This window comes from Proteiniborus sp. (assembly GCF_040308045.1).
Classification (GTDB): Bacteria; Bacillota; Clostridia; order Tissierellales; family Proteiniboraceae; genus Proteiniborus.
This window is the reverse complement of sequence record NZ_JAWRHZ010000053.1, coordinates 1-21,408: the sequence shown is the minus strand read 5'-3', so window position 1 is coordinate 21,408 and position 21,408 is coordinate 1. Positions and strand designations below refer to the sequence as shown.

General features: G+C 32.4%; 19 protein-coding genes, 1 pseudogene and 1 other annotated feature. Of the genes and pseudogenes, 2 read left to right on the top strand and 18 right to left on the bottom strand.

What is annotated here, in order from left to right; genetic code table 11:
* Positions 1–243: 243 nt before the first annotated feature.
* The 9 genes from ABV008_RS10700 to ABV008_RS10660 all read right to left on the bottom strand — a co-directional run bounded on the left by ABV008_RS10700 (position 244) and on the right by ABV008_RS10660 (position 9,018).
* Positions 244–1,191, bottom strand: coding sequence for an ROK family protein (locus ABV008_RS10700; RefSeq protein WP_352419812.1), 948 nt, complete (start codon positions 1,189–1,191; stop codon positions 244–246).
* Positions 1,192–1,325: 134 nt separating this feature from the next.
* Entirely contained in the window at positions 1,326–3,050 is a 1,725-nt protein-coding gene (locus ABV008_RS10695) for a proline--tRNA ligase (protein ID WP_352419811.1), read from the bottom strand.
* 74 nt (positions 3,051–3,124) lie between these two features.
* Positions 3,125–3,339: a binding site (T-box leader), on the bottom strand.
* Positions 3,340–3,405: 66 nt separating this feature from the next.
* Positions 3,406–4,581 (bottom strand): ABC transporter permease, encoded by a 1,176-nt coding sequence (locus ABV008_RS10690; RefSeq protein WP_352419810.1) that lies wholly within the window; start codon positions 4,579–4,581, stop codon positions 3,406–3,408.
* Position 4,582: 1 nt separating this feature from the next.
* Positions 4,583–5,302, bottom strand: a complete 720-nt coding sequence (locus ABV008_RS10685; protein ID WP_352419809.1) for an ABC transporter ATP-binding protein — start codon at positions 5,300–5,302, stop codon at positions 4,583–4,585.
* Between the two features lie 66 nt (positions 5,303–5,368).
* Positions 5,369–5,860, bottom strand: a complete 492-nt coding sequence (gene ispF / locus ABV008_RS10680) for a 2-C-methyl-D-erythritol 2,4-cyclodiphosphate synthase (protein ID WP_352419823.1) — start codon at positions 5,858–5,860, stop codon at positions 5,369–5,371.
* An 18-nt stretch (positions 5,861–5,878) separates the two neighbouring features.
* Positions 5,879–6,274, bottom strand: a complete 396-nt coding sequence (gene ndk, locus ABV008_RS10675) for a nucleoside-diphosphate kinase (protein WP_352419808.1) — start codon at positions 6,272–6,274, stop codon at positions 5,879–5,881.
* Between the two features lie 64 nt (positions 6,275–6,338).
* Entirely contained in the window at positions 6,339–7,040 is a 702-nt protein-coding gene (ispD, locus tag ABV008_RS10670) for a 2-C-methyl-D-erythritol 4-phosphate cytidylyltransferase (RefSeq protein ID WP_352419807.1), read from the bottom strand.
* Positions 7,041–7,146: 106 nt separating this feature from the next.
* Positions 7,147–8,241, bottom strand: coding sequence for a PIN/TRAM domain-containing protein (locus ABV008_RS10665; RefSeq protein WP_352419822.1), 1,095 nt, complete (start codon positions 8,239–8,241; stop codon positions 7,147–7,149).
* Positions 8,242–8,541: 300 nt separating this feature from the next.
* Positions 8,542–9,018, bottom strand: a complete 477-nt coding sequence (locus ABV008_RS10660; protein WP_352419806.1) for a CarD family transcriptional regulator — start codon at positions 9,016–9,018, stop codon at positions 8,542–8,544.
* 248 nt (positions 9,019–9,266) lie between these two features.
* On the opposite strand from ABV008_RS10660, the gene ABV008_RS10655 reads away from it, so the two are divergent.
* Positions 9,267–9,662: a nucleoside triphosphate pyrophosphohydrolase family protein gene (locus ABV008_RS10655; protein ID WP_352419805.1), complete on the top strand. Its 396-nt coding sequence runs from the start codon at positions 9,267–9,269 to the stop codon at positions 9,660–9,662.
* A 98-nt stretch (positions 9,663–9,760) separates the two neighbouring features.
* Here the strand turns inward: ABV008_RS10655 and disA are convergent, their stop codons facing one another.
* The 8 genes from disA to fusA form a co-directional block, all read right to left on the bottom strand.
* A complete protein-coding gene (gene disA / locus ABV008_RS10650; RefSeq protein WP_352419804.1) occupies positions 9,761–10,840 on the bottom strand; it encodes a DNA integrity scanning diadenylate cyclase DisA in 1,080 nt (359 codons plus the stop codon).
* A 7-nt stretch (positions 10,841–10,847) separates the two neighbouring features.
* Positions 10,848–12,206 carry a DNA repair protein RadA gene (gene radA / locus ABV008_RS10645; RefSeq protein WP_352419803.1) on the bottom strand — a complete coding sequence of 453 codons (1,359 nt, stop codon included), beginning with the start codon at positions 12,204–12,206 and terminating at the stop codon, positions 10,848–10,850.
* A 112-nt stretch (positions 12,207–12,318) separates the two neighbouring features.
* Positions 12,319–12,777, bottom strand: coding sequence for a hypothetical protein (locus ABV008_RS10640; protein ID WP_352419802.1), 459 nt, complete (start codon positions 12,775–12,777; stop codon positions 12,319–12,321).
* A 219-nt stretch (positions 12,778–12,996) separates the two neighbouring features.
* On the bottom strand, positions 12,997–15,423 hold the full coding sequence (locus ABV008_RS10635) for an ATP-dependent Clp protease ATP-binding subunit (protein WP_352419821.1): 2,427 nt from the start codon (positions 15,421–15,423) through the stop codon (positions 12,997–12,999).
* A 17-nt stretch (positions 15,424–15,440) separates the two neighbouring features.
* Positions 15,441–16,466, bottom strand: a complete 1,026-nt coding sequence (locus tag ABV008_RS10630) for a protein arginine kinase (protein ID WP_352419801.1) — start codon at positions 16,464–16,466, stop codon at positions 15,441–15,443.
* On the bottom strand, positions 16,459–16,983 hold the full coding sequence (locus ABV008_RS10625; RefSeq protein WP_352419800.1) for a UvrB/UvrC motif-containing protein: 525 nt from the start codon (positions 16,981–16,983) through the stop codon (positions 16,459–16,461). Before ABV008_RS10625 ends, ABV008_RS10630 begins: the two co-directional genes overlap by 8 nt.
* A gap of 18 nt (positions 16,984–17,001) precedes the next feature.
* Complete coding sequence (locus ABV008_RS10620) at positions 17,002–17,460, bottom strand: CtsR family transcriptional regulator (protein WP_352419799.1); 459 nt, start codon at positions 17,458–17,460, stop codon at positions 17,002–17,004.
* 145 nt (positions 17,461–17,605) lie between these two features.
* A complete protein-coding gene (gene fusA / locus ABV008_RS10615) occupies positions 17,606–19,669 on the bottom strand; it encodes an elongation factor G (RefSeq protein ID WP_352419798.1) in 2,064 nt (687 codons plus the stop codon).
* A 283-nt stretch (positions 19,670–19,952) separates the two neighbouring features.
* On the opposite strand from fusA, the gene hisC reads away from it, so the two are divergent.
* Entirely contained in the window at positions 19,953–21,035 is a 1,083-nt protein-coding gene (gene hisC, locus ABV008_RS10610) for a histidinol-phosphate transaminase (protein ID WP_352419797.1), read from the top strand.
* Between the two features lie 66 nt (positions 21,036–21,101).
* On the opposite strand, the pseudogene ABV008_RS10605 reads toward hisC, so the two are convergent.
* A pseudogene (locus tag ABV008_RS10605) lies at positions 21,102–21,408 on the bottom strand (acetyl-CoA C-acyltransferase); the annotation flags it as partial.

Sequence of the window (21,408 nt, the reverse complement as noted above, 5' to 3'; positions counted from 1 at the left end):
TTATATAATACTACCTTTGCAGTATCAAGGAATAATGTTGTCCTAATAATATCTTCTTAAAATCTCCTAATAAGGTAAAAAACTAATAATAGTAAAACAATATGCATTATCCACCAACCTAATGAAAGAAATGTAAATCTATTTCTATAATCTGTCCTTCTTCTATTCTTATCCATTTTCCTCCTCCTAATAACATATAGATAATATTAGGATTTACAAAATAGATAAGGTATATTCGTGTTTCTAGGAATGTTTGCACAACATTGCTGAACCAATTATTCCTGCATCATTACCATGTTCAGCTAAAATAATTTTGCTATAATCTAAATCTTTGAACAAGATCTTATCTGATATTTTATTTTCAATTAATTCTAGCAAATAATCTCCAGCCTTTGATACTCCACCACCTAAAGCTATTACCTCTGGATCAAGAAGATTAATTAAGTTTGTAATGCCTATCACTAAATAATCTATGAGTCTATTAACTGAACTTAAGGCTAATTTGTCGCCAGCCTTAGCACAATCAAATATGATTTTGGCGTCTAGTTTATCTAAATTGTCACCGATATAGTCTCTTAAAGCAGTATTTTCATTTGTTTCTTCCATTAGTTTTCTAGTATACTTTATCAATGCAGTTGCTGAAGAAAAAGTTTCAAAGCAACCATTTTTACCACAATTGCAATTATAGAAGTTTTTACCAATTACCATATGCCCTATTTCTGAACCAATATTATTTGTTCCACCATAAAGCTTTCCATTAATAATAAATCCTCCACCTACTCCAGTGCCCAGAGTAATAAGAATAGAATTTTGAGTACCCTTAAGTGCTCCATTTTCAAATTCCGCTAAAGCAGCTACCGAAGCATCATTGTCTATGTAAACAGGCTTTTTGAATTCATTTTCTAGTGTCTTTCCTAAGGGTACATTTGCCCACCCTAGATTAACACAATTAATAACAATACCCGTTCTTTTATCAGCTACTCCAGGCACCCCGATACCTATTCCAAGTACTTCTTCAACGTTTGGAGCTTGATTGATAACGTTTTTAATTACTTTAACAATATCCTTAACAACTGTATCAAATCCCCTAGAAGGTAATGTAGGACAGCTTTTTTTGAATATTATATTTCCTTCAATAGAAACTAACCCTGCAATAATATTTGTTCCACCAACATCTACCCCAATATACATATTAATCCCCCTTGCCCATTAACTAATAATCCTTATGATTATTCTATCACAAGAAAAAATTAGATTGAACATAAGATATTAAAATATAGTAAATGCAAAAACAAAGGTCACCGCTGTTAGCGGTAACCCTAATTCTAAAGTTCTAATCCTTGATAATTAAACTCTGCTTTTATTTTATCCATTATATCATTTACACTTATCTCAGATTTTTCTCCTTCTCTTCTTAGAGAAAACTCTACTATTTCTTCATTTGCCTTTTTACCAACTGTAATTCTTATTGGAATACCTATTAAATCAGCATCTTTAAATTTAACTCCTGCTCTTTCGTTTCTGTCATCCAGTAGTACTTCTAGTCCTGAGCTTTTTAACTCATTATATAGTTTTTCACCAAGAGCAGCTTGTTCTTCGTTTTTCACATTGACTATAGTGACAATTACATGATAAGGTGCTACTGATAATGGCCATACGATTCCATTTTCATCATGGCATTGTTCTATTACAGCAGCAGCCGTTCTTGACACTCCTACTCCATGAGAACCCATGTATATTTTTTGCTCTTTACCATTCTCATCTAAGAATGTGGCGTTTAATGCTCCACTATATTTTAATCCTAGCTGGAATATATTACCTACTTCTATTCCTCTATCCATTTTAAGTGGTGCACCACATTTTGGACATTTGTCTCCTTCTCTAACTAATAATAAGTCTTCAACTACTTCTCCCTCAAAGTCTCTGCCATAATTTACATTCTTGATATGGTAATCTGTCTCATTAGCTCCTACTATGAAGTTGTTCATTTTTGTAACTCTAGAATCAACTATAATTCTTATATCTTTTTTTAGGTTGATTGGACCAGCAAATCCTACTTCTGCACCTGTAACTGCCTTTACTGTCTCTTCGTCCGCCATCATGATTTCATGTTCTGGAACGCCTAACACATTAACTAGTTTTATTTCATTAAGTTCTCTACTTCCTGGTATTACTACTGCAACTACTTCATCTTTAGCTTTAATTAATAAAGTCTTTGCAAAGCTTTCAGCAGATGCATTAAAGAAATTAGCTACATCTTCTATAGTTTTTGCATTTGGTGTATGGACCTTTTCAGGCTGAAGTTTTTCTTGTGTAGTAGAAGCTACTTCATATAAGCAGCTTGCTTTCTCATCTGTAGCAGCATAATCACAGCTATCGCAATAAGCTATTGCACTTTCGCCATACTCTGACATGGCCATGAATTCATGGGAGTCGCTTCCACCCATAGCTCCAGAGTCACCTTGAACAACTTTGAATTTTAATCCACATCTTGAGAAGATTTTTTCATAAGCTTTCCACATATCCTCATAAGATTTTCTCATACCTTCTTCATCTATATCAAATGTATATGCATCCTTCATTATAAATTCTCTTGCTCTCATTAGTCCAAATCTAGGTCTTTTTTCATCTCTATACTTTGTTTGTATTTGATAAAGACTAAGTGGAAGTTGCTTGTAGGATTTAACTTCATGTCTAATAAGATCGGTAAATATTTCTTCATGTGTTGGCCCTAGACAAAACTCTCTTTGGTTTCTGTCATATAATCTAAACATTTCAGGACCAAAATCATCCCATCTTCCTGATTCTTTCCAAAGCTCAGCAGGTTGTATTGCTGACATAAGAACTTCTTGAGAATCTATTGCATCCATTTCCTCTCTTACAATGTCTTCAACCTTTTTAAGTACTCTAATTCCAAGAGGTAAATACGAATACACTCCTGATACTAATTTTCTTATCATTCCTGCTCTTAATAAAAGCTGATGACTTGGAAGCTCTGCCTCTGAAGGTACCTCTCTTAATGTTGGCATATAAAGCTTTGACATTTTCATATATATCACTCTCCATCTTCAATTTGTTCAGAAACTTTGAATATCTAATAAAAAATAGAAAAACCTTCATCCCAAAAAGGGACGAAGGTTATATCCGCGGTACCACCCTAATAGACTATTAGATTAATAGTCCACTCGAAATAAATAACGGCAAAAACCGTCTAGACTTAACTTTTTCTGTCTAGAAGCTCTGGGATGGGTTCAATATTCATTGGGTTAGAAATCTCTCAGCCTAGGATTTCTTCTCTGTAGACCTTAAATATCTACTATTTCCCTTCAATGCTTTTTAATATTATCTTGTATCAATTAAAGCTTATATTACTAAAAAATAATTGATTTGTCAATTATTTTTACATTATGCTCTAAAAATTACAGATTCTTTCTTGAACATATTTACTGTCAAGAATAGTGAAGCAAATATATATACTAGTGTCCAGCCTAATACTATTAGTATATGTACTGGATCGATAATTTGAACTAAGGCTTCTTTTATAATTGCTATTGTATTTATTATTGGTATGTGGAAATATACCTCTGGTACTGCCTTTCCATCTAAATACATTGTCATATAAGCTGGTATCAATAGTATTACCGATAGTGGTGCTAAATATGTTTGAGCTTCTTTAAAATTCCTTGCATAGAAGCTAATTGTAAGTTCTAGTCCACTGAATATTAAATTAAGCCCTGCGCAAAACACTCCTATTACTAGTATAGGTGTTAGTGGTAATGCTACACCAGTTCCTAAAAAGTCTGGGTTCATCTTTGATGCTATGAAAAAACCAATGAGTGATGCTACAGTTCCAATTACTCCTGAAATAAATACTGCAAAAAATTTTCCTCCAAGTATTGATAATCTACTGGCTTTAGTAGTTAACAATGGTTCAAGAGTCTGTCTTTCTTTTTCTCCTGCTCCTAAGTCTGTAGCAGTTGCTAATCCACTTATTGCAGAATATATTGTTATAAGCATAGGAAAAATCATGGAGAAAATCATTAATCCCATACCTCCATCCTTGGAAACAGAGGTGCTCTTTATTGACACTGCCTTTAATGCCTCTAGGTCTACACCAATAGCCTTAAGTCTTTCGTTTGTAATAGCCTGGGAGTAGCTTTCTATAATACGGTTGAGTCTTGAAGTAGCCATATCTGACTTTTGGCTTGATTGATCATAGATAACTTCCACATTTCCCATAGTTCCGCTTTCAATTTTATTATCAAAACCTTCTTCAATTTTAACTATAGCTTTTACTGTTAAATCTTCTAAGGCTTTATCAGGATCATCAGTATTTATTATATTTATTTGACCTGTTTCTCTAAAATATGTTTCTAATTTTGTTTCACCATTGGTTATTAATGCAATATCCACAGGTTTCTGCTCATCATTTATTATTTCAGATGTGCTGAAGCCCAATGCAAAAGCCATGATAGGGAAAATTAATATAGGTATTATAATACTTGAAAATATTGTTTTCTTATCTCTAAAAGTATCCTTAAGCTCTTTTTTAAGTACAATCATAGCATATTTAATATTCACTTTACTCACCTACCAATTCAACAAATATATCTTCTAGATTATTGCTATTGAATTTATCTTTCAATTCATCTAAAGTAGATATTTCAATTAATTTACCTTTGTTGATTATTCCTACTACATCGCATAGCTTTTCTACCTCATTCATTGAATGGCTAGAAAAAATAATTGTCTTTCCTTCTTTTTTCTGGTCTAATATAAATTCATGTACTATTCTTACTGACGTTACATCGAGTCCTGTTGTAGGTTCATCAAGTAGCATTATTTTCGGATCATGGACTATGCTTCTTGCTATAGATACTTTCTGCTTCATCCCTTTTGAAAATTTACCTACTCTTCTATCTATATATTCATCCATTTCTAATTTTTTAGATAGTTCATCAATTCTTTTTGATATATCCGCCTTACTCATGCCATTAAGGAGTCCAAAATATTCTATATTTTCTCTTGCAGTTAATCTATCATAAAGCCCAGTTTCTCCGCCAAATAATATTCCAATTTTTCCTCTTACATTGTCAGGTTGCTGAACCAAGTCAAGACCATCAATTAAAGCAGTGCCTGATGTTGGCTTTATCATAGTGGCTAACATTCTTAATGTAGTAGTCTTGCCTGCACCATTTTCACCAAGCAATCCAAAAACTGTACCTTCTTCCACTATAAATGATATTCCTTTAACAGCCTCAACTTCCTTATACTTTTTACTTAAATTTTTAACTTGTATCAAGCTACCTCCCCCGTTCTTAATTATTTCGTTTTTACTAACCTTTAAATAAACTCGAAACCACTCAGCTTAATTACCCTGTTTATAATTTTCTACTAACAAACATACTGCTTGTGCAGATACCCCTTCTTCTCGACCTTCAAAGCCTAACTTTTCAGTTGTTGTTGCCTTTACATTTACATTGTCTATTGAAGTATTAAGTAATGCAGCAATATTTTCTCTCATAGTATATATATAAGGAGCTAATTTAGGCTTCTGCGCTGCAACTACACAATCAATATTACCTATTGTATACCCAGATTCTAACATTAAATCATATGTTCTTTCAAGTAATTTCATACTATTTATGTCCTTATAAGATTCATCAGTATCTGGGAAGTGCTTTCCTATGTCTCCTAATGCCAATGCACCTATAATGCTATCCATAATTGCATGTATCAGAACATCAGCATCAGAATGTCCTAATAATCCTTTCTCATGAGCTATCTCTACCCCACCTATTATTAGTTTTCTCCCTTCAACTAGTCTATGTACATCGTATCCGATACCTATTCTCATTATATTTCAGCTCCTTTTAGGCTAAAACCATATTGATATTTCTCTCTCAGCAGATTCCAGTGAATCCGATGCGTGAACAATATTCTCAGTCATTGTATTTGCAAAATCTCCTCTAATTGTCCCTGGTTCTGCCTCTACTGGATTAGTCTTTCCATTTATGTTTCTAACTAATTTAATTGCGTTATTACCTTCTACTACCATAGCTAAAATACTTCCTTGCATCATATAGGAAATTAACTCTTCATAAAATGGCTTTTCTCTGTGCTCTATATAATGCTTTTCAAGTGTAGCTCTATCTGCATCCATCATTTTACACTCAATAATTTTTAAACCTTTTCTCTCGTATCTACTAATAACTTCACCTATTAATCCCCTCATAACACCATCTGGCTTTATTATTACTAATGTTTTTTCCATAATAATTTCATCCTTTCTTATGCTGTTATAATTTTTTGCAATAAATAGAGTGATGTGTTGTTTCCTACAATTGTGATAACAATAACTCTGCAATCTTTAAGTCTTCAGGAGTAGTGATTTTTATGTTAGAGTAAGAACCTTCTATGATTTTCACTCTATGGCCTAATTTTTCTACTAGCATACTATCATCAGTAGCGATGATTTTCTTTTGCATGGCTTCCTTGTACGCCTTTAATATCAACTCATATGAAAAAGATTGAGGAGTCTGAACTGCCCATAAATACCTTCGCTCTGGTGTGTCAATTATATCCTTTTTTGCATCAACTATTTTTATGGTGTCTTTTACTGGTACTCCTATTACGCAAGCATTATAATTAGCTGCTCCATCAATGCTATTTATAATATCTTCATTTCTCACAAAAGGTCTAACTCCATCATGTATGAGAACGATATTACATAAGCTATTTACTGCTAGAAGTCCTTTATATACTGAGTCCTGCCTTTCAGCTCCTCCTCCTACTATATTAGTTACTTTTCCGAAGGCATATTTCTTAATTACCTCATTGAAACAATATTCTTTTTCTTCTTCTCTTGCTACTATAACAATTTCATCTATGTATTCATTATTGTCAAATTTCTCTATAGTATAAGCTAAAATAGGCTTTTCTCTTAAAAGAAGATATTGTTTATTTATATTTGAATTCATTCTTTTTCCCATTCCAGATGCAGCTATAACTACAGATATGTATCTTCCATTATAAGACAATTTTATCACCTCTTAGATATTATAACATAATGTATAGAAACACAATAGAAAAGAAATGCAATTAAAAAAACCCAACATATGTTGGGTTTTTTATAACATTCATATATTATACTGCTTTATCAGTCATTGACTTAGGCTTTGCAAATATCATTCTACCTGCTGCAGTTTGTAAAACACTTGTTACTAGTACTCCTATAGTATCACCAATATGTTTTTTGCCTCCATCTACTACTATCATAGTGCCATCGTCTAGGTACGCAACTCCCTGTCCAGATTCCTTGCCATCTTTTATGACTTGAACCATCATTTCTTCTCCAGGTAAAACAACTGGTTTTATAGCATTTGCTAGTTCATTTATATTCAGTACTTCAACTCCATGAAACTCTGCCACCTTGTTAAGATTATAATCGTTAGTTACTACTTTACCTTTAATAAATTGTGCTAGTTTTAAAAGTTTTGAATCTACTTCTGCTATATCCTCAAAGTCCTTTTCATGTATAATAACCTCTATTTCTAATTCCTTCTGTATCTTGTTTAAAATATCTAACCCTCTTCGTCCTCTATTTCTTTTAAGAGAATCTGAGGAGTCAGCTATTCTTTGAAGTTCTTCTAAAACAAATTCAGGTATAACTAAAGGACCTTCTACAAAACCTGTCTTACATATATCTGCTATTCTTCCATCGATTATAACACTAGTATCTAGTATTTTGGGTAATACTGGATTTGTATTCTTTTGATTTTTTTCCTTACTTCCACTCTTTTTTAAAGAACTTAGAGCATTAGTAAAGTCGTCTTTTTTCCTTGTTGGTACAACAACTCCGAAGTATCCAAAGAGAATATAAAAAAGTATGGATAGAACAGGTCCAACATAGGGAATCATATGAAACAAAGGACTTATAAGATTGGCAATTAAAAGCCCTAAAACCAGTCCTACTACTCCAAGAATTATATCAGAGGCAGGTATTTTCTGAATCTCACCTTCAACAATAGAGACTACTTTTTTTCCAAGTTTTATTATTTTAGGAGAAAGAATAAAAAATATAATACCAAAGATTAACCCTATTCCTATATAACTATATAGTTTTATTTTCAAATCATCTAAAAATTCAAGTAAGTTTAAAGATTCTAAAAGTGCCATTAGCCCTATACCTAAAGACATACCTAAAATTGTCAAGAGAAGTCTTATAATTCTATTTATTATTTTCGCTTTATCAGCCATTTACATTTCACCTCCTATTATAGTTATTACCACAATATTAATATACTATAACTAATTTACCACAAATTTCATTAATAAATTCATTTTTCATCATTTTGTCATAAAAATGTAATATTAAGGGACAAGCTTCTCATAAAAGCCTATAAAAATAAATGAAAATCATTATAAAAATATTTTAAATCAAAATAGCTTTTTTTGGAATGCGCTTAAAGTCATGTTTATATTGATTGATCTACCCTTCCTATTCGTTATAAAAAAAGCAAGCGTCATATAATAAGACGCCTACCTTACAATATTATCAATTAGGTCTTCAGCTTCTAGCTGTTCTATGTTTTTTGCAAGTACAATTTCACTTATTAGCATTTGTTTTGCGTTATTGAGCATCTTTCTCTCGCCTGTAGACAATCCCTTTTCTCTATCTCTTATTATAAGGTTTCTCACTACACTTGCAATCTCATATATGTCTCCGCTTTTAATCTTATCCATGTTAGCTCTATATCTTCTATTCCAATTCTGTGGCATTTTAGTCTTATGGTCACCCAATACTGCAAGAACTTGATCTATTTCTTCATCATTTATTACTTCTCTAATTCCAATATCTTCAATGTTATCTATGGGAACCATTACCTTCATGTCTCCCATGGGCATTTTCATTATATAATATTTTCTCTTTTTGCCTAATATCTCTTTTTCTTCTATTGCAATTATTATTCCTGCTCCGTGCATTGGGTAAACTATTTTATCGCCTATATTAAACATAAAGTACACCTCCCAAAATGAAGTGAAACATAGCTAGAATGGGATGATATTTAATCCATTAGCTAGTTAAAGCTGGTCAAAAACCACAACGTCCTAATATATAGTATACAATAACTACTATAGAATGTCAAATCATTTATTTTACCACATCATCTGAAAGGTTGTCAACTTAATTTTGAATTGACAAAATCACGTTTGTAAAAGTATAATGAATGTAATACAAATGCACATAGAATAGAGGTGATTTGATGGATAATGATAAAATTTGCAATAATCTTCAAAATACAGTTTCTAGTGTTTTAATAAGACATAAGAGTATTTTAGATATAATAACTAAACTAGAGGAATCAAACTCTAGAATTAATAGAGCAGTTGTTAAATCAGTTACATCCTGTGGATGTATATCAATAAACGCTACTAAGCAAGACTACAGTCAAGGCTCTTTTGTTGAGATAAAGGATTCTTTAAAAAGCCATATAGAAGGAGAGCTATGCGATAACTGTAAAGAAAAAATACAAGAAGAAATAGGCAATCATATGTTCTACATAGCTTCATTGTGCAATTCTTTTAATCTAAATTTAGATGAAATTATTTCAGAAGAGCTTAAGAAATTAAAAACTCTAGGTATTTATAGTTTATTATAATATATGTAAAACCACATTCTTGTCCTTAAGAATGTGGTTTGTTAGTTTAAGCTACTGCATAAGTAACTAGGACAAAATCAAAGGTTTTGGCTATCTACTTATATATGTCTGTCTACCATAGACTGCTCTTGCAATCTCCTAAGGCCTTCTTTAATAGAACGAGCTCTAACTTCACCTATACCTTCAACTGAATCTAATTGAGAAATAGAAGCCTTTAGTATTTGTTCCAAGGAACTAAACATCCGTATTGTATTTTCTAATACACTTACAGGTATTCTAGGTATTTTACTTAGTATTCTGTATCCCTTAGGTGAAACTGTTAAGTCCAAAGCATTTACACCCTCATCATAACCAAGAAGCTTTGCAATTAAAGCTAAATCCAATAGTTCCTCTGAGCTTAATGATTTTAGTTGATTGATTATAGATTCAATACTATTACTTTCCTTACTAATATAATAATCCTTTATAATATTAATTCCATCATCTTCTACATCATTAGTTAATTCTTCTAACTGCATTTGAATTAATCTGCCTTCATTCCCTAGCTCTAAAATATACCTTTCAATCTCTGCCGCTATTCTCATAACCATTTCTGTTCTTTGGAGAACCTTAGTAGCATCAAAAACTGTAGCTAAATTTTCAAATTCCAATGCACTTAAATTAATCATGGCTTGGTTTAAAACTACTTTGTACTTTTCAAGTGTTTGTATAGCTTGATTTGCTTTACTTAATATCTCGCTTACATCTTTTAATACATATTTATTATTTCCTTTATATAGAGAAATCACATTTCTCCTCTGGGATATTGAGATTACTAATTCTCCAGTCTGTTTCGCAACCCTTTCAGCAGTTCTATGTCTTGTTCCAGTCTCTTTAGAAGAAATAGAAGAATCAGGAACTAACTGTGCGTTTGCAATAATAATTTTTTTACTGTCATTGCTTAATACAATTGCTCCGTCCATTTTTGCAAGCTCATATAAGTTTGCAGGAGTAGTTTCACTGTTAATTTTAAATCCACCATCAACAATGTTCATTACCCCTTCTTTGTCGCCAACAACTATCAATGCACCTGTTTTAGCTCTAACAATATTCTCAAGTCCATCTCTAAGAGTAGTCCCAGGTGCTACTACCTTCAATGATTCTGCCATTAAATCTTTATTGATAACTTCGTCCCTCATTAAAATGCTATCCTCCTAATACAATATCTAAAGCGTCAATTATATTTGTAACACCTATGATATTTATATCTTCAATTTTATCTAAGCCCTTAAGATTAGCTTTGGGGACAACTGCGGTTTTAAAGCCAAGCTTACTTGCTTCTTTCAATCTTTTTTCTATAAAACTAACAGTCCTTAGCTCACCTGTTAGTCCTACTTCTCCTATTGCTATAGTTTTAGAATCTATTAATTTATCCTTAAAGCTTGATGCTAATGCACATACTATACCTAAATCTAGCGCTGGCTCCTTTATCTGAATACCACCTACTATATTAATATAAGCATCATAACTCTGCATCTCTAAACCTGCTTTTTTTTCTAATACTGCAAGCATAAGAACCATTCTATTATAGTCTGTCCCTGTAGCTACTCTTCTAGGCATACCAAAAGCTGTATGACTTACTAAAGCTTGAACTTCTACTAGCATAGGCCGTGTTCCTTCCATACTAGGAACTACAATTGTGCCAGCAGTAAATAATGGTCTCCCTGCCAAAAGCATTTCCGAAGGATTTTCGACTTGAATAAGGCCTATATCTCTCATCTCAAATATTCCTATTTCATTTGTGGAGCCAAACCTATTCTTAACTCCTCTTAAGACCCTATAGGTATGATGTCTTTCTCCTTCAAAATATAGTACAGTATCTACCATATGCTCGAGCACCCTAGGCCCTGCTATAGACCCTTCTTTCGTTACATGACCTACAATAAATGTTGCCATATCTCTAGTTTTGGCTAGTCTCATTAAAGTGGCAGTAGTTTCTCTTACTTGGCTTACACTTCCTGGTGCAGATTCTAGGTTTGGATTATAGACAGTCTGAATCGAGTCTATTATTAACAAATCAGGGTTTAATTTATCGATGGCATTGATTACAATATCCATATTAGTTTCAGATAATAAGTATAATTCCTTTGCCTGCACACTAAGTCTATCTGATCTTAATTTAATCTGTCTTGCAGATTCTTCTGCTGATACGTACAACACTTTAAGCCCAACTCTAGAAATGTTATTTGCCACTTGTATGAGAAGAGTCGATTTCCCAATCCCAGGATCTCCGCCTACAAGTATTAGAGAACCTTTAACTAAACCTCCACCTAAAACTCTATCGAGTTCTTCTAATCCTGTTGTTATCCTATACTCATCAGCAGTTTCAATATCTGCAATCTTCTCTATTTTCTCTTCTACATTTATAGAAGGTACTTTAGAGGCTTTGTCAACAACCTCCTCTACGAAAGAATTCCACTCATTACAAGCCGGACATTTTCCTAACCATTTATGAGCCTCATACCCACACTCTTGACATATATATTTAACTTTAAGTTTAGCCATATGTATCCCCCTAATTTGTCTTTAACTCCAACTTTATTATGCCACTTTTTGTATTTTATTATAGATAATGTATCAATACATAAATACTTTTTATACTTTTATAAAACAATTCTTAATTTATATTGTTTTTTAATAATTCATCTAAATCCTTTTTTGAAACTATTCCTTTGTTTAGTAATACTTTTTCCATAATTGATAATCTTTTCTTCAACATTAAAATTTCTGACTCTAAAGATACTTTCTTGTTAGATTGGTTTTTCTTATTTTCTTCAAATTCTATTATTTCTAGAACATGTGTGTAATCTATGGATTTATCTTGAAATGGATTCCCATCAGTATAATTGTAGCTTATTTCACCTTTTCTTGCATCAAACTGGAGCTTTTCATCTGGGATGCTTAGTATAAATTTTCGATTATCTAAAAGCCTTTTAAGTTTTTCGTTGTCCTCACTATTTACTAGGGTTTCACACTTAATTCTAATTAAGTTTTCTCCTGAGATTTCACTTTTTATATAATCTCTACTATACTTCTCTACTAAAAGTTCCAAGTTATCAATAATTATTTTTTTCATATGTTCACCTCTTTCTTTTTTATCTGTATTCTATGAAGATATTATCAGATTTCTAACTTTTTTGCCATTATTAATAAGCAGTCTCGCAGTACAAATTTATTAGTTCGCTAACACTCACATAAATTAGTGCTTGCTCAGTTTGACTTACCATCGATTTTCTGATAAAAGCATTCAGAAAATCGAGTTAGGTCATAAAAAATAGTAAGGACAAAATCCTTACTATTTTTTATTGAATGTTAGCTTATCACCGTTAAAGTCAACTAGTACTGTATCATCTTTGCTTACATTGCCTTTTAGCATTTCTTCTGAAAGCTGGTCCTCTATCAGCTTTCTGATGGCTCTTTCAAGAGGTCTAGCACCAAAGGAAGGATCAAAGCCTTCTTTACCTATATGATCTCTCGCTTTTTCAGTTATATCAATGTGTATATTAAGTCTCTGAAGACGCTTTTCTAAATCCTTTATCATTATATCAACTATTCTCTTAATATGCTCCTCGTTAAGTGGATGGAATACGATAACTTCATCTATTCTGTTAAGGAACTCAGGTCTAAAGGTTCTTTTTAATTCTTCAGTTATGTTATCCTTCATTTTCTCATATTCTGCTTTTTCTACATCTGTAGGAGCAGCAAAGCCGAGAGTTGTTTGTTTTCTTAGAGTAGTGGCTCCTACATTTGATGTCATTATGACTACTGTATTTTTGAAATCAACCACTCTTCCTTTAGAGTCAGTTAGTCTTCCGTCATCTAAAAGTTGAAGTAAAATGTTAAATACATCTGGATGAGCTTTTTCTATTTCGTCAAATAATATAACTGAATAAGGTCTTCTTCTTACCTTTTCTGTAAGCTGTCCTCCCTCATCATAGCCTACATAGCCAGGAGGTGAGCCTATTAGCTTAGACACAGAATGCTTCTCCATGTATTCCGACATATCAATTCTTATAACTGCATCTTCATCGCCAAATAATGCTTCTGCTAAAGATTTTGCAAGATATGTCTTTCCCACTCCTGTTGGGCCTACAAATATGAATGTACCTATTGGTTTACTAGGATCCTTAAGCCCTACTCTAGCCCTTCTAACAGCACTTGATAATGCTACTACAGCCTGTTCTTGACCTATTACTTTCTTGTGAAGTATTTCCTCGAGATTTAGAAGTTTTTCTGATTCCTCAACACTCATCTTTTTAACAGGTATTCCAGTCCATATAGATACTACATAAGCAATTTCATCATAACCAACTTCACTTGAAGCCGATTGCTTTTGCTGTTTCCATCCTTCATGTTTTGATTTAAGCTCTTCTTTTATTCTTTTTTCTTCATCTCTAATCTTAGCTGCTTTCTCATAGTCTTGTGTACTTATGGCTGCTTCCTTCTCTTGAGATAATTCTTCTAGCTTTGACTCCAATTGATTCAAATCTGGTGGAGCTGTAATTGTCTTGATTCTGACTCTTGAAGCTGCTTCATCAATAAGATCTATTGCTTTATCTGGTAAAAATCTATCTGTAATATATCTTGCGGAAAGCTCTGCAGCTGCCTTTATAGCTTCATCAGTTATCTTAACCCTATGATGAGCCTCATATTTATCCCTTAAGCCTTCTAAAATCTTTATTGTGTCTTCAACAGAAGGCTCTTCTACCATAACAGGTTGAAATCTTCTTTCTAAAGCAGTATCTTTTTCAATATATTTTCTATACTCATCAATAGTTGTTGCTCCTATAGCTTGAATTTCTCCTCTTGCTAATGCAGGTTTTAGTATATTTGAAGCGTCAATGGCGCCTTCTGCTCCCCCAGCACCAATTATTGTATGCATCTCATCAATAAATAATATAACATCTTTAGCTTCTCTTATTTCTTCCATTACTTTCTTTAGTCGCTCTTCGAATTCTCCTCTGTACTTTGCCCCTGCAACCATAGAAGCTAGATCAAGAGTAACTACTCTTTTGTCTTTTAACAATTCAGGTATTTCACCACTATTAATAAGCTGTGCTAATCCTTCTGCAACTGCGGTCTTTCCTACACCTGGTTCTCCTATTAAGCATGGATTATTCTTAGTACGTCTACTTAATACTTGTATTACTCTCTCTATCTCTTTGTCCCTGCCAATTACAGGGTCAAGCTTTTCTTCACTAGCTAAAGCAGTAAGGTCTCTGCCAAATTTGTCTAAAGTAGGAGTATTACTTGCTCTATTGGGACTACTACCTTGGCCTTGTCTATTGTAGTTGTTGTTTAACATGCTAATAACCTCTTCCCTTACTTTATCTAAATCAATACCCATGCCTTTAAGTATAACAGCAGCAACACCTTCAGATTCTGTTAGAAGTCCTAAAAGAAGATGCTCAGTACCTATATAATTATGCCCTAAATTTCTTGCTTCTATGAAGCTTAGTTCAAAAACTCTCTTAGTTCTAGGTGTATACCCTTGGATTTCTCCACCTTGATCCCCATAGCCAATAATATTTATAACAAAATTTCTTACAGTATCTAGATCAACTCCCATATTTATAAGAACATTTGCAGCTATTCCATCTCTTTCTCTAATTAATCCCAATAGTAAATGCTCTGTTCCTACATAATTGTGTAATAATTGTTTCGCTTCTTCTTGTGCTAAAAAAATAGCTTTTTGTGCTCTTTCTGTAAATCTGCCAAACATAGACACCTGTATCCCTCCTATATCTTCATTTTTTCTCTAATTATTTCAGACCTCTTAGTATCTCTTTCAGCAACTGTTAGCTCATGTTCTGTTTGATTTTGAATACTTGCAGGCTGAATCTCTATCATTAGACTATTAATAGTATTTAAGTCAACATTTTTTAGTATGTTCATATTTATACCCATGCGAACATTAGATAATAACTCCATACTCTCTTTCGAAGAAATTATCCTTGAATTTTGTAATATTCCTAAAGATCTATATACCTTGTCTTCTATTTCAATTTTTCTATTATTCAATAAACCTAACATTGCATGTCTTTCTTTTGTAATAATTTGAAGTACTATGCCTCTAAGTTTTTGAATTATTTCTTCTTCACTTTCTCCTAATGTAGTTTGATTAGATATTTGAAATAAATTACCCAAAGCACTGCTACCTTCACCATAAAGTCCCCTTACTGTTAAGCCAAGTTGGCTTACAGCTTGAAGAACTTGATTAATATAGCCTGTCAATACAAGTCCTGGCAAATGTACCATAACAGAAGCCCTTAGCCCTGTACCTACATTAGTAGGACAGCATGTTAGATATCCAAACTTTTCATCAAAAGCATATCTAGTGTTAGCTTCTAATAAATCATCTATCTTGTTATTTATTTCCCATCCTTCTTCAAGATTTAATCCAGGTAATAACACTTGTATTCTAATGTGGTCTTCCTCATTTACCATTATTGTAGCTTTTTCATCTCTTCTCAGAAAAAAAGCACTTAAATTAGGTTTTTCTAGTAGACTAGGACTTATTATGTGCTTTTCAACAAAAATATTTCTTTCTAGTGGGGATAGCTTTTGAATTTCAAACAGTTCAAAACTATTATCCGTAGTCGTATCATTCTTTATTGCATCATCAACTATTTTTATAACATTTTTTGCTTCTGTCTCTGTCATCAAAAAAGGTAATTTAATATTCTCAATATTTCTCGCAAGTCTAATTCTACTACTTAATACTATATCTTTTTCTTTTCCCTCTCCTGCTAACCAACTAATCATATTGCTCACTGCTCCTTTCAAGTTTTGCTTGAAGATTTCTAATTTCATCTCTTATTTGAGCAGCTTTTTCAAACTCTTCTTTATTTACAGCTAATTCAAGCTCTGTTTTTAGTTTATCGATTATTTTCCTTGTGCTTACACTTTTCCCAGCTTTCTTAGGGATTTTTCCAACATGAGAATCATGACCATGTATTTTTTTAAATAAAGGAACTAGTTTTTCTCTAAAAGAATCATAACAATGACTACAGCCAAACTTTCCTATCTGTCTAAACTTTCCATAGGTTAATCCACAATTATCGCAAGTTGTTGCTTTAATATGTTCAATTTTTACAGGACTGTCATAGGAACTATCTATAAGTCCAGCTAAAATATTTTGAATAGAAAATTGTTTATCAAAACTAAAGCTATTGTTTTTCTTAGCACATTCTTCGCACAAATGAAATTCAGTTACATGGTTATTAATTATTTTTTTCATATGGACAGTAGCTTGATTTTTCCCGCATTCTTCACAAAGCATATTATCCCCTCCAATACCTTATTCTAATAATACAAGCAGTATATTTTTTAATATATCTGCTCTAACTACATTTTTATCGCAATTTACATTGTCTAGAGTCCTATCGCCGAGTACAACTTTCATAATATTGTGTTCTCTTTCAGTAATAATATCTTCTTCAAGAAAACTTTCAATTATTCCATACGCCTTTGATTTAGTTATAGAATCTCCTATTATGTTTAATATGAGGTTTTGGATATATTTATCCCTATTAATATTTACCTTAACAATTTTTATATACCCTCCTCCACCTCTTCTACTCTCAATATAATAACCTTTATCTGATGAAAATCTTGTCGTCAAAACATAATTTATCTGTGATGGCGCACAATCAAAATATTGAGCAAGTTCATTTCTTTGTATCTCAATAACTCCGTTATTTGTGTCTTCTAATAATTTTTTTATAAAATCTTCAATTATGTTACTTAGCTTTGACATCTCTTCACCTCTTTTTCTGACTTTGACTTTCTTTGTCCTTAATTATATTTTATATATATTATAATTTTTTTCAAGAGTTATTTTTATTATTCATATTTAAATATTTAGGAGCGCTATTCCTAGCGCTCCTAATTTTTACCTGTTCTTATTCAGCCTTTGCTTCAGCTATTATTTTTTCACTTATTTGTTGAGGCACTTCCTCATATCTTACAAATTCCATCCTGAAGCTTCCTCTTGCCTGAGTCATTGACCTTAAATCTATTGCATATTTAAACATTTCTGTTTGTGGAGCCTCAGCTGTTACAAGTTGATTGCCATCTTCTTGTTGCTCCATTCCCAATATTCTTCCTCTTCTCTTATTCATATCTCCCATTATATCTCCCATATATTCCTCAGGAACAAGTATCTCAACTTTCATAATAGGCTCAAGTAATATTGGTTTTGCTTGCTCCATCCCCTTTTTAAATGCAAGGGATGCGGCTATTTTGAAAGCCATTTCATTTGAATCCACAGGGTGATATGACCCATCAAATAGTACGGCCTTCATATTAACTACAGGATATCCTGCTAAAACACCTTTTTCAATAGATTCTCTTAATCCTTTTTCAACAGCTGGAATATACTGTCTAGGTACTGCTCCTCCAAATATCTCTTCACCAAATTCAAAGTCTAATTGCGAAGGTTCAAATCTTATATGCACATCACCATATTGTCCGGCACCACCAGATTGTTTCTTATGTTTTCCTTGAACACTTGCTGTACCTTTTATTGTCTCTCTATAAGGAACTTTTGGATCCTTAAGTTCTACTTCGACTCCAAATGTATTTTTAAGCTTGTTTGTAATAACAGCAAGCTGCATATTACCTTGACCGCCTATTAGCAATTGCTTTGTTTCTGCATTTCTCTGAACTATAAAGGTTGGGTCTTCTTCTGTCATTCTAGTAAGAGATGAACCTATTTTCTCCTCATCACCTTTAGATTTTGGCTCTACAGCTAAGAATAGACATGGTTCAGGATATTTTATTTTATCATACTGTATAGGAGCATTTTTGTCGCAAATAGTATCTCCTGTTTCTGTAAATTGAAGTTTAGCTGTAGCCCCAATATCTCCAGCAACTAACTCTCCAACTTCTATTTGAGTCTTACCTCTTAATAAGAATAAACTTCCTATTCTTTCAGTTTCGTCTTTATTGGTATTTAATACATCCATATCCTTTACTAGTTTTCCTGAACATATATTAAATAGTGAAATCTTACCTACAAATGGGTCTACTATAGTCTTGAATACAAATGCGGAAAACGGTTCGCTCTTGTCGATTTTTCTTTGTATTTTGTCTGTTGTGTCAGGTTTAACTCCCTCATGTACACCTATATCAAGTGGTGAAGGTAAATAAGCACTTATCATGTCAAGAAGAGTATGCACTCCAATATTATTTTGAGCAGAGCCAATAAGAACTGGCACTAAGTCACAATTTAATACACCTTTTCTAAGTCCTGCATGAATTTCCTCTGCTGTAAAAGCTTCACCTTCAAAATATTTTTCCATTAGTGCTTCATCTGTTTCTGCTACTGATTCCATGAGCATTTCTCTAAGAGGTGTAATTATATCATCCATTCCATCTGGAACAGGTGCATCAGTACAATCTTTTCCATTGTATACTCTACCAACTAAATCAACTATATTAACAAATCCCTTAAAGGATTCAGATTCGCCAATAGGTACTGCAAAAGGAACTATTTTATTTCCGAACTTCTCCCTAAGATCGTTAATAACTTTATCATAGTTTATATTTTCTTTGTCCATTTTGTTTAAGAACATAATTTTTGGTTTCTTTGCTTTTTCTGTGTAAGTCCAAGCTTTTTCTAAACCTACTTCTATTCCTGAAGATGCATCTGCAATTAGTACAGCACCTGAAGCAACTCTTAAAGCACTATTTACTTCTCCTACAAAATCAAAATAACCTGGAGTATCTAATATATTGTATTTTGAGTCCTTCCACTCTATTGGGACTATAGAAGTTCCTATAGAAAATTGTCTTGCAATCTCCTCTTTGTCATAGTCGGAAGCAGTATTTCCATCTTCTACTCTACCTTTTCTTTTAGTGACTCCTGCTGCAAATAATATGGCTTCTGTTAATGTAGTTTTACCACAACTTCCATGACCTAAAAAGGCTACGTTTCTTATTTTGTCAGTTTGATATTCCTTCATCTAACTTCCCCCTTGCATGATTATAATTTTGACTTTTTCAGACAATTGTTAATATTTATAATTCTACACATAATTTTAAATACCTTCTTTATTTAATATTTTTATATCATTATCTTATTATTACTTACATATAGAAAATATCCCCATTTTTTGCTTTTTTATTCTAAATAATATTTTTGTCTAGTACTTATTAATAAAATGAAATATCTAAAGGAACTATTCAGAATTATGTTATAATTAAATTAATTATAATTTTTTAATTTATTAAAAGGGGGCGTTGTATTTGTCAATTCAATTTAGAGAAGAATTAGCTAAATTAAGTCCTTACAAGCCGGGTAGACCAATAGACGATGTAAAGAGGGAATATGGGCTACAAGAAGTGATAAAGCTTGCGTCAAATGAAAATCCGCTTGGTTGCTCTCCAAAAGCAATTGAAGCAATAAAAAACGCTTTAGGTAACCTATCCTTGTATCCAGACGGAAACTGTACAGTATTAAAAGAAGCACTTTCAAAAAAGTTAAATATTAGTGTCAATAAGATTATTTTAAGTAGTGGTTTAGACGAAATGATAGATCTACTTGCTAAAACCTTCTTTAAAAAAGATGACGAAGCAATAATGGCTGATGTTACATTTCCAAGATACATAGCTACTACAATGATGATGGGAGCAAAACCTGTTATAGTACCTTTAGTAAATTGGACTTATGACCTTGAAGGCATGGTTAAAGCTATAACAGATAAAACAAAACTTATTTGGCTTTGTAATCCAAATAATCCTACTGGAACAATGTTTACTGAAAAAGAATTAATTAGTTTCTTAGACAAAGTACCTGAAAATATTATTGTAGTTTATGATGAAGCATACAATGAATTTGTAACTAGAGATGATTATCCTAAGAATAGCCTTCCTTTACTTGATAAGTATCCAAACATTATTATTCTAAAAACATTTTCTAAAATTTATGGACTTGCTGCATTAAGAGTAGGTTATACTATGGCTAGTGAAGAAATAATTACAAATATTAACAAAGTTAGAGGACCTTTTAATGTAAATACTTTAGCCCAAGTTGCAGCAGTTGCAGCTTTGGAAGATGAAGATTTTCTAAAGAAAACTTATGAAATGAATGTTGAAGGTAAAAAGTATATTTACGAAGAGTTTGATAAATTAAATCTAAAATATGCACCATCTGAAACAAACCATATATTCGTTAATGTTGAAAGAAGTGCAAATGAAATATTTGTTGAACTTCAAAAAAGAGGAGTTATTATAAGACCTATGGCTGGGGATTGGATAAGAGTTAGTATAGGTACTATGGACGAAAATAGATTGTTTATTGAAAAATTAAAAGAGGTTCTTAGTAAATAAAGGTGATATCAAAAGCCTGCTCAATACTTTATTATTAAGCAGGCTTTTATCATTTATGTCTTCATGCTATCTTTCTACTATGATAGCTGTACCTTGTCCTCCACCTATACAAAGTGTTGCAAGTCCAGTTTTTGCATCTCTCTTTTCCATTTCATATATTAAAGATATAAGGATTCTAGCTCCTGATGCTCCTATTGGATGACCTAGTGCTATGGCTCCTCCATTTACGTTTACTATTTCTGGGTTTAGTCCTAAGTCTTTTACTACTGATAGTGACTGTGCTGCAAATGCTTCGTTTGCTTCTATTAAATCTAAGTCTTCTACTGTTATTCCTGCTTTCTCTAGTGCTTTTCTAGTTGCTGGTACTGGTCCA